11 protein-coding genes are annotated in these 14,299 nt (G+C 65.8%); 9 read left to right on the top strand and 2 right to left on the bottom strand.

Annotated elements, in window-relative coordinates; genetic code table 11:
• The gene (locus tag KPL76_RS13885) at window positions 1-2,445 is read right to left on the bottom strand and encodes a hypothetical protein (RefSeq protein ID WP_216334105.1); all 2,445 of its coding nucleotides are present in this window, start codon (window positions 2,443-2,445) and stop codon (window positions 1-3) included.
• A gap of 191 nt (window positions 2,446-2,636) precedes the next feature.
• Between KPL76_RS13885 and KPL76_RS13880 the strand changes: the two genes are divergently transcribed.
• The 7 genes from KPL76_RS13880 (at window position 2,637) to KPL76_RS13850 (ending at window position 10,309) form a co-directional block, all read left to right on the top strand.
• The gene (locus KPL76_RS13880; RefSeq protein WP_216334103.1) at window positions 2,637-3,233 is read left to right on the top strand and encodes a TetR/AcrR family transcriptional regulator; all 597 of its coding nucleotides are present in this window, start codon (window positions 2,637-2,639) and stop codon (window positions 3,231-3,233) included.
• A complete protein-coding gene (locus tag KPL76_RS13875) occupies window positions 3,230-4,522 on the top strand; it encodes an MFS transporter (RefSeq protein WP_216334102.1) in 1,293 nt (430 codons plus the stop codon). The genes KPL76_RS13880 and KPL76_RS13875 overlap by 4 nt, the downstream gene beginning before the upstream one ends.
• Window positions 4,522-5,811 carry an alanine racemase gene (locus KPL76_RS13870; protein ID WP_216334101.1) on the top strand — a complete coding sequence of 430 codons (1,290 nt, stop codon included), beginning with the start codon at window positions 4,522-4,524 and terminating at the stop codon, window positions 5,809-5,811. The genes KPL76_RS13875 and KPL76_RS13870 overlap by 1 nt, the downstream gene beginning before the upstream one ends.
• Window positions 5,808-7,121 (top strand): D-arabinono-1,4-lactone oxidase, encoded by a 1,314-nt coding sequence (locus KPL76_RS13865; RefSeq protein WP_216334100.1) that lies wholly within the window; start codon window positions 5,808-5,810, stop codon window positions 7,119-7,121. Before KPL76_RS13870 ends, KPL76_RS13865 begins: the two co-directional genes overlap by 4 nt.
• Entirely contained in the window at window positions 7,118-8,719 is a 1,602-nt protein-coding gene (locus tag KPL76_RS13860; protein WP_371733907.1) for a glycoside hydrolase family 1 protein, read from the top strand. Before KPL76_RS13865 ends, KPL76_RS13860 begins: the two co-directional genes overlap by 4 nt.
• Window positions 8,720-8,793: 74 nt before the next feature.
• Window positions 8,794-9,360, top strand: a complete 567-nt coding sequence (locus KPL76_RS13855) for a LemA family protein (RefSeq protein WP_216334099.1) — start codon at window positions 8,794-8,796, stop codon at window positions 9,358-9,360.
• A gap of 76 nt (window positions 9,361-9,436) precedes the next feature.
• On the top strand, window positions 9,437-10,309 hold the full coding sequence (locus KPL76_RS13850) for a M48 family metalloprotease (protein ID WP_216334098.1): 873 nt from the start codon (window positions 9,437-9,439) through the stop codon (window positions 10,307-10,309).
• Window positions 10,310-10,513: 204 nt separating this feature from the next.
• On the opposite strand, the gene KPL76_RS13845 is transcribed toward KPL76_RS13850, so the two are convergent.
• Entirely contained in the window at window positions 10,514-11,740 is a 1,227-nt protein-coding gene (locus tag KPL76_RS13845) for a winged helix-turn-helix domain-containing protein (RefSeq protein ID WP_216334091.1), read from the bottom strand.
• Between the two features lie 82 nt (window positions 11,741-11,822).
• On the opposite strand from KPL76_RS13845, the gene KPL76_RS13840 reads away from it, so the two are divergent.
• On the top strand, window positions 11,823-13,037 hold the full coding sequence (locus tag KPL76_RS13840; protein WP_216334089.1) for an AI-2E family transporter: 1,215 nt from the start codon (window positions 11,823-11,825) through the stop codon (window positions 13,035-13,037).
• The gene (ilvA, locus tag KPL76_RS13835; RefSeq protein WP_216334087.1) at window positions 13,030-14,283 is read left to right on the top strand and encodes a threonine ammonia-lyase; all 1,254 of its coding nucleotides are present in this window, start codon (window positions 13,030-13,032) and stop codon (window positions 14,281-14,283) included. Before KPL76_RS13840 ends, ilvA begins: the two co-directional genes overlap by 8 nt.
• Window positions 14,284-14,299 lie beyond the last annotated feature (16 nt).

The raw sequence follows: 14,299 nt of genomic DNA, 5'->3' as shown, positions 1-14,299 counted from the left end.
CTATCTGAGGGCCGGTGCTACGAACTTCAGCCAGGCCCACACCGATACGCTCACCGCCGCGAAGCCGATCATGGTCAGCAGCAGGCCGACAGCGACGGGCAGGTGGGCGAGGTGCTCGAGATTCGCCGCGAGCAGCACACCGAACAGCGTCATCGTGGTGAGTGCCGTCGCCAGCCAGACTGGCCTGGACCAGGCCAGCAGGGATCGCCCGCTCAGGCTGCCGAACGGCAGAACCATGACTGCGGCAGCGCCGAACGAACCGAGCACGATGGTGTTGAATACCTCGGCGACGAAGGCTCCTCCGGCTGTCGCTGTTGCTGTTGCTGTGGCTGTTGCGGTGGCTACGGAGGTCGTCACCGCTGTTTCGGGGTGGAGCAGACTGACGACTCCCCACGCCAGAGAGCCCAGGACAAGGAGGGTACCGATGTGAAGTAGAGCACGCTGGGCCCGCATCCGAGTGCCCAGCGACCCTGTTGCGCTCAGTGTCACCACCAGCCCGAAGAGAAATGTGGGTTCGAGGTGCAGGAGCCGGGAGAACAGGCTGGCCGCCGCCGCGATCAGCAGATATCGGGGCGCGAACGCGATTCCGTCACTGATTCGGGTGCGAGTTCGCAACAAGGGGCGGGCCAGCAGAGTGGGTGTCACCACCGAGACGATATTGACCACAGCGCTGGCAACACACATGGCAGCCAGAAGGCGGAGGTACGCAGGCTGGCTCTCGACGGGACCGGACAGCATGCCGATGGCCGCCGAGGCGACGATGGCGGCACCAGCAAGGATCCACGGATTCAGAGTGAGGTCGGGAGCCCTGTCGAACCCGTCTCGCGGGCGATTGCGGCCGGTCAGGCCAAGACGGCCAAGGCGGTCACCTGACGCATCACCGTTGGGCGAGGTGTCACCACTGCGAGAAGCTCCATTGCTGCCCGCGCGGAAACTCCTGCCGGACTGCGAGATGGCCCCGAACACCAGCCTCGCCGGGGCCGCGACACACGCGATCAGGAGAATCGCGAGCACCAGTCCGAGCCACCAGTTCACGGGAGAAGACGACGAGAAGACAGGCGAGACAGCTGAGCTGAACGGGGTCGAAGCGGCCCAGGTGCCCGAATTGCGACCCGCCTCGCCACGCGGAGGAGTGGCGCCTCCCGGGCCTGGGGCTCCTGCACCCGGTGTGGCGGGCGCCGGAGATACGCTGCTGCCTGAGCCTCCGGGGCTTGTCGTTCCCGGTGCTGTCGAGGCGCCGGGAACAGAGCCGCCAGAACTCGCAGACCCGGATGACGGGGTCGTTCCCGTCGACCCGGGGGCTGTCGCGGTGGGAGTGGCCCCCGTCTGGGCTGTGCCGGGGGTTGCAGGCTGTGTCGGCGCGGCGAAGACCACGCTGTGGCCGGCGCTCTCCGGCCCGACGTTACCCGCAGCATCCTGCTGCAGTGCAGAGACGGCAGAGCTGCCCACAGGCACGCCCGTGGAGGTGCACGACCAGCTCGTATTCTGGACGGTGGCAGTGCAGGCGGCGAACGCGCCGGCGAACACGGTGACCAGTGCGCCGTTCTCTCCCGTGCCGGTGAACGTGGCGCTGTTCGACTGTACCGTGGCACCCGCGGCCGGGGTCAGCACGACGGGTACAGCCGGAGCATCGGAATCGACCTGCATGGTGAGTGCAGCACTCGGGTCGGAGTCCGTGCCGCTGAATGACGTGGACTGGGTCGCCCGGGCGGTCAAGGTTCCGCTTGGAATATCGGTACCGAGATTGCACGACCACCCGCCCAGGGCATCTGCGACGTACGAGCAGGAGTACGAGCCGGCCGAGGCGGTCACTGTCGCACCGGGGTATGCCGTGCCCCTGACGGTGCCGAAGCCGGTCGTGAGCGCTGTGCCGGAGCCTGACGCGATGGTCGGCGCATTCAGCACGTTCACGGCCACGGCATCGCTGGAGTTGTCGTAACCCGGAACCAGTTGCACAACGCGAATCGTGACGTTCGGCCCGCTCGGGAGGGTCGGGGCCGCACAGCTCCAGTTGCCGGCATTCGTAGCCGTGCCGATGCAGAGTGGGTCGCTCTGGGTGCTGCTGCTCACCTGGATGCTACTGCCGGGCTCCGCGGTGCCTGAGATTGTGGTCGGGCCGCCGAGAAGAGCGCCCGATCGCGGCGACGAGATCGCGGGGCTCTGGATGGGCGGTTGAGTCGGTGACGGAGTCGGCGAGGGGGTCCCTGAGGGCGAGGGAGTCGATGCTGATGTCGGCGAGAAGGACGAACTCGGAGCGGGACTCGGAGTCGGGCTGGGGGTCGCCGCCGTCGCTGGTTGCGCGGCCCCGACGATCGTGAACGCAAGAGCGAAGCCGAGCGTGAGTGTGAAGGCGAGGAGCGTTGCCGCGAGAATCCGGACTCGCGAATGAGCGGCCCCCGGTACCACCGGCGCCAACCCCTCGGTGCTTGATTTCAGAACAGTCACGTTCTTCCATTTAGCAAGGTAATACCGTCAATGTCAAAGGCCCATGCGGTTGCATCGACTAATGGGTACCCATTCTGGAGTGGGCGCCGCTGCACCAGATCGCGGAACCAACAGTGGACAACGTATTCGCCGTGGGTCATAATCTCTCAACTGGGTCATCTGACCCACTTGCCCGGGGAAGAGGTGATCTGGTGGGCCGACTTGCTGTGAACGATCGCCGTGAGCTCCTTCTTGACGCTGCTCTCGCCGTGATCGCCCGGCTCGGGGTCACGGGGGCGACGACCCGCGCCATCGTGGCCGAGGCCGGGGTGTCGCTGGCGAGTTTTCACTATGCCTTCGAATCGCGCGACCAGCTCATCGCGGAGCTGGTCAGCCGGGTCATCCAGGGTGAGGAGGCCGTTCTGTCTGGTGTGCCGCCCGGTGGTGTTTCGATGAGAGACACGATTCGCCACGGGTTGATGCAGTACTTCGAGGTGGTGAAAGCCGATCCACTCAGAGAGAAGGCAATGTTCGAACTCACGCAATACGCCATGCGATCGCCCGAGCTCGAACCGCTCGCACGGGCTCAGTATGACCGGTACTACGCGCTCGCCGAATCGGCCCTCGATGTGGCCGCCCGTTCGACCGGACTCTCCTGGGCGCGGCCGACAGCTGAGCTGGCGACTTTTCTCGTGGTCATCACAGACGGTCTCACACTCAGCTGGCTGGTCAACCGCGATGATGCTGCGGCCTTGGCCATCATCGATCTCGCCGCGGATTCGCTCGGTGCGTTGGCTGGTGCAGCATGAGCGAGGGTTCACAGACTCCCGACTCAATCTTCAGCGGCGCCACCATAACCGGGCTCTTCACCGAACCCACCCGACGCGTCGGTGGCGGGTGGATCGCCCTCTTCGCAGCAGCCTGGCTCGGAATCTGGATGGCGCAGCTCACGCCGATCCAGCTTCTGCTGCCGCTGCAGGTCGAGAACCAGCTGCACACCTCGTACTGGGTCGACAGCGTCGTGGCGTTCGGCATCATCTCCGGCATCGCCGGGGTCGCTGCGCTCCTGGTCTTTCCGCTGACCGGTGCTCTCTCTGACCGAACGTCGTCGCGGTTCGGCCGCCGCCGCCCGTGGATCGCCGGTGGCACTCTGTTGTTCGCCGCGTCGCTCGTGCTCCTCGGGATTCAGGAGTCGCTGCTGGGCATCGGCTTCTTCTGGACGCTCGCCATCGTCGGCTTCTGCGTGCTCACCGCTTCGCTGACGGCGACGATCTCCGACCAGGTGCCGGTCAATCAGCGCGGCTACGTGTCTGGCTGGCTCTCTGCACCGCAGGCGATCGGAATCATCCTCGGGCTGGTACTGGTCACGACACTCTTCGTCTCGCAGTTCTCCGGGTACCTCGCCGTGGCGGTGGCGCTGGTGCTGCTTGTGCTCCCGTTCTGTCTCTGGATGCCCGATGCCGTGTTACCGCGCGCCGATCGAGCCCGGGTCACCGCCCGTGAGTTCGTCGACGGGTTCTGGATCAGCCCGAAGCGCTTCCCGGACTTCGGCTGGACGCTGCTCAGCCGCGTCCTGGTCAACTTCGGCAACGCTCTGGGCACCACTCTGCTGCTGTACTTCCTGATGTTCGGGCTGAACGACGGTTCTGCCCAGAACGATCTCGTCGTGCTCACCCTCATCTACATGGTGTTCGTCATCCTGGCCGCGCTTGGCGCAGGAGCTCTCTCAGACCGGCTCGAGAACCGGCGGGGCTTCGTCTTCGTCGCCTCAGCGTTACAGGGAGTCGCGGCCCTCATACTCGCTTTCGTGCCCGCGCTGCCGGCGGCCATGGTGGCGGCAGGGATGCTCGGCCTCGGCTACGGCTGTTTTCTCGCCGTCGACCAGGCCCTCGCAACCCAGGTCCTGCCCGACCCCGTGACCCGTGGCAAAGACCTCGGCATCATGAACATCGCCACCGCTGTTCCCCAGGCGCTCTCGCCTCTGCTCGGCGCCGCGGTCGTCGCTCTCTTCGGAGGCTTCACCGGCCTGTTCGTTCTCTCCGCCCTGTTCGCCTTCGCCGGTGCTCTTGCCGTCGCCCGAGTGAAGTCGGTTCGCTGATGCCCCTCTCCCTCACCCGGCCCCGAGACAAGCAGAGCGACCACCAGAGTGACCACCAGACCGATCACTTGCCCTGGCAACAACCCGCGAAGTACTGGGGCGCCCTCAGCGCGGCCACGGCGCACCTCGACACTCCGCTGGCGGCCCTCAGCCTCACAGCGTTGTCGCACAACGCGTTCTCGATGCTCGACCGCGCGAACGGCAAGCCGATCCGCGTCGCCAGCAAGTCCGTCCGGGTACGTGAGGTTCTCGACGCGGTGCTCGCGTTGCCCGGCTATTCGGGCATTCTGGCGTACACCCTGGCCGAAGCGCTGTGGCTGGCCGAGACGATCGATGACGTGGTCGTCGGGTACCCGAGCGTCGACCGCGGCGCGATCGCGCGACTGGGAGCGGATGATCGGCTGGCCTCCCGCGTCACGCTGATGATCGATGACGTGGCCCAGCTCGATCTGGTCGACAGTGTTGTGCCGCCGACGGGCAGGGCGAGCATCCGGGTGTGCATCGAACTCGACACCTCGTTCGTCACCAGGCCCCTGGGACACATCGGGGTCTGGCGCTCGCCGATCTTCACTGCGGGCCAGGCCCGGGTGCTTGCTCAGGCGATTGCCGCGAGGCCGGGTTTCACTCTGGTGGGCTTGATGGGGTACGAGGCGCAGATCGCGGGGGTCGGCAACCGCCCCCGAGGCAACCCGGCCCGGGCCCGCGTGCTCGACTGGATGCAGCACCGATCGATCGCGGAACTTGCCGACAGGCGGGGCGCGGTCGTGGCGGCCGTGCGCGAGGTCGCCGACCTCGAATTCGTGAACGGCGGTGGAACAGGCTCGCTCGAGAGCACCTCGGCCGATAGCTCGGTTACCGAGATCGCGGCGGGCAGCGGGTTGTTCGGCGGGCACCTCTTCGACACGTATTCGAGGTTCCGCCCGGCTCCGGCCGCAGCCTTCGCGCTGTCAGTGGTGCGCAAGCCGACCCCGGCCATGGCGACGCTGCTGGGTGGTGGCTGGATCGCCTCCGGCCCCGCGCAGCCCGACCGCCTGCCCGAGATCGCGTGGCCGCTGGGCCTCGAGATGCAGGCCCGCGAGATGGCGGGTGAGGTGCAGACGCCGCTCTCCGGTGCCGCCGCGGGCGTGCTTGGGATCGGCGATCGCGTGTGGTTGCGCCACACCAAATCGGGTGAGCTCTCTGAACACGTGAATGCCTTTGCCCTGGTCGATGACACGAATGCTCATGAAGACAGCACGGTTGTCGCGGAACTGCCGAGCTATCGCGGTGAAGGGAAGGCCTTCCTGTGAGCGCCACGGGTGCGAAGTGGCGCAACTGGGGCCGAACCGAGGAGGTCACGCCGCTGCGGGTGGAGCGCCCGGCGAATGTCGGTGCGGTACAGCGTGCGGTGGTCGCCGCTGGGCGGTCTGGTCTCACGATCAAGCCCGTCGGGGCCGGCCACAGCTTCACGGGCATCGCTGTCGCCCCCGGCGTGCAACTCGACATCTCAGCCCTCTCCGGGCTCATCTCGGTCGACGCGGCACGACTTCGTGTGACCCTCGGTGCCGGCACGAACCTGCACCGGATTCCGAAGCTTCTGCAGCCGTTCGGCCTGGCGATGGCCAACCTGGGAGACATCGACCGGCAGACGATCAGCGGGGCAATCTCGACCGGAACCCACGGCACGGGTGCCCAGTTCGGCGGCATCGCGACCCAGGTCGTGGGTGCGGTGCTCGTCATCGGTGACGGCTCGTTGCTCACCGTGAACGAGACGGAGAACGCCGAGCTCCTGCCGGCTGTGGCACTGGGGCTCGGAAGCCTGGGTGTGCTCGTTGAGGTGACCCTCCAGTGTGTGCCTGCATTCGTGCTGCACGCGGTCGAGCAGGCCGAACCACTCGGCGACGTGCTCGATGAGCTGGCCGCCCGTGTCGCCAGTGCCGACCACTTCGAGTTCTACTGGTTCCCGCACACGAGCACGGCCCTCACGAAGACCAACAGGCGCCTGCCAGGGTCGGCCGATCGTCATCCGCTGGCGCCGCTGAAACGGTTTCTCGACGACGAACTGGTCGCCAACCAGGTCTTCAGGGCAACCTGCACGGCAGGAATCCGTTTTCCAGCGGTCATCCCGAGGGTCAACCGCCTCGCCGAGAAGCTGACAGGCACGCGCGAATTCACCGACCACTCCGCTCGGGTCTTCGCCACCCGGCGCACGGTTCGCTTCGTCGAGATGGAATATGCGATCCCCGCCGCAGAGGTACCCGCCGCGCTGCGCGAGATCGACGAGCTCATCGATCGTCGTGGCTGGCGCATCTCGTTTCCTGTCGAAGTCCGCTTTGCTGCCAGCGATGACCTGTGGCTGTCGACTGCATCGGGCCGCGACACGGGGTACATTGCAGTGCACCGTTTCTATCGCGACAACCCCGCGGAATACTTTCGGGCAGTCGAGGAGATCATGATGGCGCACAGCGGCCGGCCGCACTGGGGCAAGATGCACTACCGTGACGCTGCCTCGCTGGCCGAGGTGTACCCGCACTTCGGGCAGTTCTGTGCACTGCGTGACCAGCTCGACCCGGCGCGGCTCTTCACGAACCCCTACCTCGATCGCGTGCTGGGCGAGTGAGCGGCACCGAAGCGGGTGCAGCAGGTGCAGGTGCGGGTGCAGGCCGGTCAGGTGCATCAGCCGGGTCAGGCGCAGGGCGCCCGGATGCCCGGCAGGGCGACCCCCGCCGAACCCGTGACCGCGCGGCGGCCCTGAACGGCCGTTCGCCACACACTCGTGCCCGCGATCTCGACCAGTCGAGCGCCGAAGCCGAATCGTTCGCCGGCCTACTGCCTGCCGGCTTCGTCGTAGGCGTCGCGACAAGCGCCTTCCAGATCGAGGGGGCCGTCCACGAGGGTGGGCGTGAGCTCTCGGTGTGGGACGACTTCACCCACCAGGCCGGTCGAATCCACGGCGGTGTCACAGCCGACGTTGCGGCAGACCACTACGGCAGGCTGAGCGAAGACGTCGCCCTGATGGCCGATCTCGGCATCGACTCCTACCGATTCTCGTTCGGCTGGCCGAGGCTTCAGCCCCGCGGTTCCGGCTCCCTGAATCGGGAGGGTGTCGCGTTCTACGACCGCCTGCTCGACGAACTGCTCGCAGCCGGCATCAGCCCGATGGCGACCCTGTTCCACTGGGACACACCGGTGGAGCTCCGCGGCAGTTGGCTGAACCGCGACACGGCTCACCGCTTCGGCGACTACGCCTACGAGGTCGGCGAGGTCTTCGGCGACAGGATCGCCAATTGGGTCACCGTCAACGAGCCGGCGACCGTGATGCTGAACGGGTACGCCCTCGGAATCCACGCTCCGGGAACCACGTTGCTCTTCGACGCGGTGGCCGCGGGGCACAACCAGCTTCTGGGGCACGGTCTCGCCGTCCAGGCGCTGCGTGCCGCCGGCGTCTCGGGTGGCATCGGTATCTCGAACGTCTACTCGCCGGTGCAGCCGGTGACCAGTTCTGACGACGACGTCGCTTTCGCAGGACTGTTCGACGTGCTGCACAATCACATGTTCGGAGACGCCGTGGTTCTCGGTACGTACCCGGTGGTGGCCGACGAGTTCGCCCGGCTGCTGCGGCCGCTGGTCGAGGCCGACGAGGCAGATCTGGCGATCATCCACCAGCCGCTCGATTTCTACGGAGTCAACTACTATTTCCCCACCCGCATCGCCTCGGGACCCGGGGGAGTAGCAGCGCCCGACGGTGAAGCGTCGGCGATGACCTCGCTGCCGTTTCACCTGGGCGCCTGGCCGGAGTTCGACTCGACCGGTTTCGGGTGGCCGAATGCTCCCGAGTTTCTCGCTGTCGCACTCACAGAAATCGCCGGTCGATATGGCGACGCCCTGCCCCCGGTGTTCATCACCGAAGGCGGTATGAGCTCCCGCGACGCGGTGGTACTGGATGCCCGCACCGGCGTCGCCCAGATCGCCGACCACGCCCGCATCGACTACCTCTCGAACCACATGGCCTCGGCGCTCGCTGCAACCTCCGTGGGAGGGCCTGCGGAGGGTGTGGATCTGCGCGGCTACTACGTGTGGTCGCTGCTCGACAATTTCGAGTGGGCGGCGGGGTACAGCCAGCGTTTCGGGCTTGTGCACGTCGACTTCGCGACGCTCGATCGCACTCCGAAGAACTCATTCGGCTGGCTCCGGGCGGTGCTGGAGTCACGCTTGTAGTCAAGCCTGCCTGACCGCTGGGAGCTTGCCACGTTTCGGCTGGATGATTCACTCTCAGAAGTTATAGTGGTGGCATGGGATGGCTAATTGCACTGATCGTTGTCGTGGTTCTTGTCGTCATCATCGGCATCTACCTGTGGGCGACCTACAACTCGCTGGTGACGCTGAATGTTCGCGTCGATGAGGCGTGGAGCGACATCACCGTCCAGCTCAAGCGCAGGGCCGACCTGCTGCCGAACCTGATCGAGACGGTGAAGGGCTACGCAGCGCACGAGAAGGGTGTGTTCGAGGCCGTCACCAAGGCACGGGCGGAGACGCTGAGCGCGCAGGGCCCGGCAGAGGCATCCGTGGCAGAGAACCACATGCAGTCCGCCCTCAAGAGCATCTTCGCCGTCGCTGAGGCCTACCCTCAGCTTCAGGCAAGCCAGAACTTCCTCCAGCTGCAGGCCGAACTGGTCGACACTGAAGACAAGGTGCAGGCCTCACGCCGCTTCTACAACGGTGGGGTGCGAGAACTGAACACCAAGATCAAGGTGTTTCCGAACAACGTCTTCGCCAAGCGCCTCGGCTTCATGGCCCGCGACTTCTTCGAGGTGGCCGACCTGGCCGCCATCGCAGAGCCGCCGCGCGTGCAGTTCTGAAGCACCCGTCGCTCTCCACACGGATCGTGAGACAGATCACGTCCCTGAGACAGATCAAGTACTGAGGCGATAACGCATGTACAAGGCGATAGCGCAGAACAAGCGCAATACCGTCATCATCCTGGTGCTGTTCGTGCTCATCATCGGTGGGCTCGGCTATCTGGCTGGTGTTCTCTACCGGAGCGTCAGTCTCACGGTGTTCATCCTGGTCGGTGCCATCGTGTTCGCGGTCATCCAGTACTTCTTCGCTGCCTCCCAGGCCGTGATCTCCAGCGGCGCCATCGAGATCCAGAAGTCTGACAACCCGCGGCTCTGGCGCACAGTCGAGAACATCGCCATCACCACGGGCATGGAGATGCCGAAGGTCTACATCATCAACGATCCGGCGCCGAACGCGTTTGCGACCGGTCGCGACCCGAAACATTCGGTCGTCGCTGTGACGACGGGCCTGCTCGACATCATGACCGACTCCGAACTCGAAGGAGTCATGGCCCACGAGATGGGTCACGTGCAGAACTATGACATCCGCGTCTCGCTCATCGTCTACGGGCTGGTGGTGGCCGTCGGAATCATCGCCGACATGTTCCTTCGCATGGCGTTCTTCGGGCGCAACAACAACGGGAACAACCCGCTGGTTCTCGTGCTCGGCCTCGTCGCCGCCATCATCGCCCCGATCATCGCCACCGTCGTGCAGCTGGCCGTGTCTCGCCAGAGGGAATACCTCGCCGACGCAACGAGCGCAATGACGACCCGCCACCCCGAGGCGCTGGCCAGTGCCCTCGCAAAGCTCGAGGCCTACGGCAGGCCCATGCAGAAGCAGGCGACGAGCATGGCGCACATGTGGATCGCCGACCCGCTGAAACCCGGGTTCATGGCGAAGCTGTTCGCTACGCACCCACCCATCCCCGAGCGCATCGAGCGCCTGCAGAAAATGGGCGGCTCGTTCTGAATATATGGCCGCTTCGCGGCTCGCGGTTGTGCCGCTCCGAATACTGAACCTGTGGCCGCTTCGCGGCTCGCGGCTGTGCCGCTCTGAATGAATCGCGGCGGTACTGATTCGCGAGGCTGATCGCCGGTTGAGCCCGTAGGAACCAAAGTCGCGTAGACGCTGGTTGGGTCTGCCTGTTCGCGGCCGCGTCGCGGTCTGCGTCGTTCAGGTGTGGTGGAGCTCGGCGGCGAGGGCGGCAGCGAAGTTTCCGCGTGGAGCGACCGTGATGTCTGTGAGGCCCTGCCAGCGGGCCGTTTCGCGAAGCGCTGCAGCGATGCGCGCGGGCGCGTCGGCGGGCGGGTGGGGCTCGGCCCAGGCGGCCTGAATGCGGAGCACTCCGGCCTGGCGGTCGTTCTTGAGGTCGAGCCGACCCACGATGCGGTCGTCGAGCAGGATCGGCAGAACGTAGTAACCGAAGACCCGTTTCGGTTCGGGCGTGTAGATCTCGATGCGGTAGTGAAAGTCGAAGAGCCGCTCGGCTCGGGGACGAAACCAGACGACGGGATCGAAGGGAGTCAGCAGGGCAGTCGCGGTCATACGCCGGGGGAGTCGCGCGTCGCGGTGGAGCCAGGCCGGTTTGCCCCAGCCGTCTGCGCCCCGCCCCCCAACGCTGACGGGCAGGAGCTCGCCGGAGTCTTCGAGCTCGCGGATGGCGGGCAGGGCATCCGCCGTCTTCAACCGGAAGTAGTCGGCGAGGTCAGCCAGTGTACCGATACCGTGGGCCCTGGCTGAGATGGAGATCAGTTCGCGGATCGCCGTGGGCCGCGCGATCTCTGCATTCCTGATCTCTGCGGGCAGAACCTGTTCGGGCAGTCCATAGCTGCGTTCGAACCGGGTCCGCCCGGCTGCGACCAGGTCGCCCCACCGGAACAGCGTCTCGAGGCCCACCTTCACATCGGACCACCCCCACCACGGGCCGTTGCGGCGGTTGGACTCATGCTCGATGGCGCTTGCGGGAAGCGGGCCCTTGTCGGCGAGTTCGGCCAGGAGCCAGGTGATCATCGCCGGGTTCGCATTCGCCCAGGAGTCGCCGTTCGCCAGGCTCTTGGCGCGAAAATCGTTCATTCGCCACCGGAGGAGCGGAAGCGTGTTCACGGGAATGAACGACGCCTCGTGTGCCCAGTACTCGATGATGCGCGTGCCGGAGGTGAGGCGGTCGAGTTCTGTCTTGTCATAGACGCCGAGCCTGGAGAAGGCGGGCAGGTAGTGGCTTCGTTCGAAGACGTTCACCGAGTCGATCTGCAGCAGGCCGAGCTTCGAGACCAACGGGGCCAATTGGCGAAGGCCCGGCTGGGCAAGCGGAGGGCTGTCGCCTGACCGGATGGGCGCCCCGAACCCCTGGGCCGCCAGGGCGATGCGCCGTGCGAGAGCTGCTGAGACAGTCGTTACCACTCTGTGAGCGTAGCCGCCACCCCCGACACAGACCACAGGGCACACGCCGGGTTGCCACAGTGCCGCTGTCTAGAATGATTCCATGTCTGACTCTGGCGAACTGCGGCCTCGTTCTGGATTCTTCCCGAGAAGGAGATCGTCGGTGCGGCAATCGGAGCAAGGCTCCAACTCCTCACTGGCACCGCTCACACAGGTGGCCACCTCTGTCGCGTCAACCAGCGGATCTGTTCCACCCGGTATGCAGATCGCGGGTGCGTGGGCCTGGCGACTTCTTGTCATCGCCGGTGCTCTCGCTGTGCTTCTGTATGTTGTCGCACAGTTCAGCCTGGTGGTCATCCCGCTGCTGGTTGCGGTGATCCTCTCGGCGCTCCTGGTGCCGTTCAAGAACTTCCTCCTTCGGCACGGCTGGCCGAAGTGGCTTGGCATCGTCGTGCCCCTGCTCACGGTCTTCATCGTGATCGGTGCGCTTGCGTTCCTGGTGGCAACGCAGATCTCTTCCGGGTACGGCGACCTCAAGACGCAGAGCATGGCGTCGTACAACGCCTTCCTGGACTGGTTGAAACACGGCCCTCTCCAGCTCTCGGATGACCAGATCAGCGGTTATGTCGGCCAGGCGTGGGCAGCCCTGCAGGCCGACAGCTCCGCCCTCGTCAGTGGAGCCCTGAGCCTGGGTACGACGGTGGGGCATGTGCTCACCGGAGTGCTGCTGGTGCTGTTCTCGACGATCTTCATTCTCATCGACGGCGCCGGCATCTGGAACTGGCTCGTCAGGGTCTTTCCGAAGCGGGCCAGGGCGGCGGTCGACGGAGCCGGCAAGTCCGGCTGGAACACCCTACGGAGCTTCATCAGGGTGCAGATTCTCGTCGCGTTCGTCGATGCTGTGGGCATCGGTCTCGGTGCCTTGATCCTCCAGGTTCCTCTCGCCATCCCCATTGCCGTGCTGGTCTTTCTCGGGTCGTTCATTCCTGTGGTCGGTGCCGTGCTGACCGGTGCCCTGGCAGTGTTCATCGCCCTCATCTACAACGGTTGGGTCGTGGCTCTCATCATGCTGGGCGTTGTGCTGCTGGTGCAGCAGATCGAGGGACACGTGCTGCAGCCGCTCGTCATGGGCACTGCGGTCAAGGTCCACCCCCTGGCCGTCGTGCTCGCGGTCGCCGGGGGAAGTATTATCGCTGGTATCCCCGGTGCATTCTTTGCTGTGCCGTTCATCGCCGTTCTGAACGTGATGATCAAGTACATAGCGAGCGGCCTCTGGCGAGAAAAACCCGAACCGAGAGAACCGATACCCGATGCCTGAAACCACAGCCCCGGCAGTTCGAGCCATTCCTCCCCTGGCTGACATCGAGGCTGCGCGAACTGTGGTGGCCAGGGTGGCCCAACCCACCCCGATGGAGACGTCGCGGTTCCTGGCCGAAGTGCTGGGCTCCGACGTTCTCCTGAAGCTCGAGAACCTGCAGCGCACGGGCTCGTACAAGATCCGTGGGGCCTACTACCGCATGTCGCGCCTGAGCGACGCTGAGAAGGCCAGGGGAGTGGTCGCTGCCTCCGCAGGCAACCACGCCCAGGGTGTCGCCTTCGCGGCGAGGGAGCTGGGCATCAAGGCGACGATCTTCATGCCGCTCGGCGTGGCCCTGCCGAAGCTCCAGGCCACGCGCGACTACGGGGCTGATGTGCTGCTGCGCGGCTCCACGGTTGAAGAACCACTGCAGGCCGCCGCCGAGTATGCCGCGGCTACCGGGGCCGTGCTGATACCACCGTTCGATCATCCGGATGTCATCACCGGCCAGGGCACCCTCGGGCTCGAGATCCACGACCAGGCGCCCGACCTCGACACGATCATCGTGCCGATCGGTGGCGGCGGGCTCATCTCGGGAGTCGCCAGTGCGCTGAAGCAGCGTGCGGCACTCGAGGGTCGCAGCATCCGCGTGATCGGTGTGCAGGCGGCGAATGCTGCCGCGTACCCGGTGTCGCTGGCCAATGGTGTGGTGACCGAGATCCGCACCTCGGCGACGATCGCCGACGGTATCGCCGTCGCAAAGCCGGGCCTTCTGAACTTCGAGATCATCCGTGAGCTCGTCGACGAGGTGGTCACCGTGAGCGAAGCCGACATCGCGAGGGCCATTCTCGTGCTGCTCGAGCGCGCGAAGCTCGTCGTGGAGCCGGCCGGTGCCGTCGGGGTCGCTGCCATTCTCGCCGGCCAGGTCACGGGCACGGGCAAGACCGTCGTGATCCTGTCGGGTGGCAACATCGACCCGCTTCTCATGCAACGGGTCATCAGCCACGGGCTGGCCGCTTCTGACCGGTACCTCAAACTGAAGATCATGCTGCCTGACCGCCCGGGCCAGCTCGCCCGCACGGCCGAGATCGTCGCCGAAGCGAATGCGAATGTGATCGAGGTGCTGCACACGCGGCACGGTCGCGGGCTGCAGCTCAGCCAGGTCGAACTCGAACTCAGCGTCGAGACCCGCGGCCCTGAGCACCGGGCCCAGGTGGTGCAGAAGCTCCGCGATGCGGGCTACGACCCGCGCCTGGACAGCGACTGACGCACTTCTGCTCGTG

This window comes from Subtercola sp. PAMC28395 (genome assembly GCF_018889995.1).
Classification (GTDB): domain Bacteria; phylum Actinomycetota; class Actinomycetes; order Actinomycetales; family Microbacteriaceae; genus Subtercola.
This window is presented reverse-complemented; position numbering and strand designations above follow the sequence as displayed.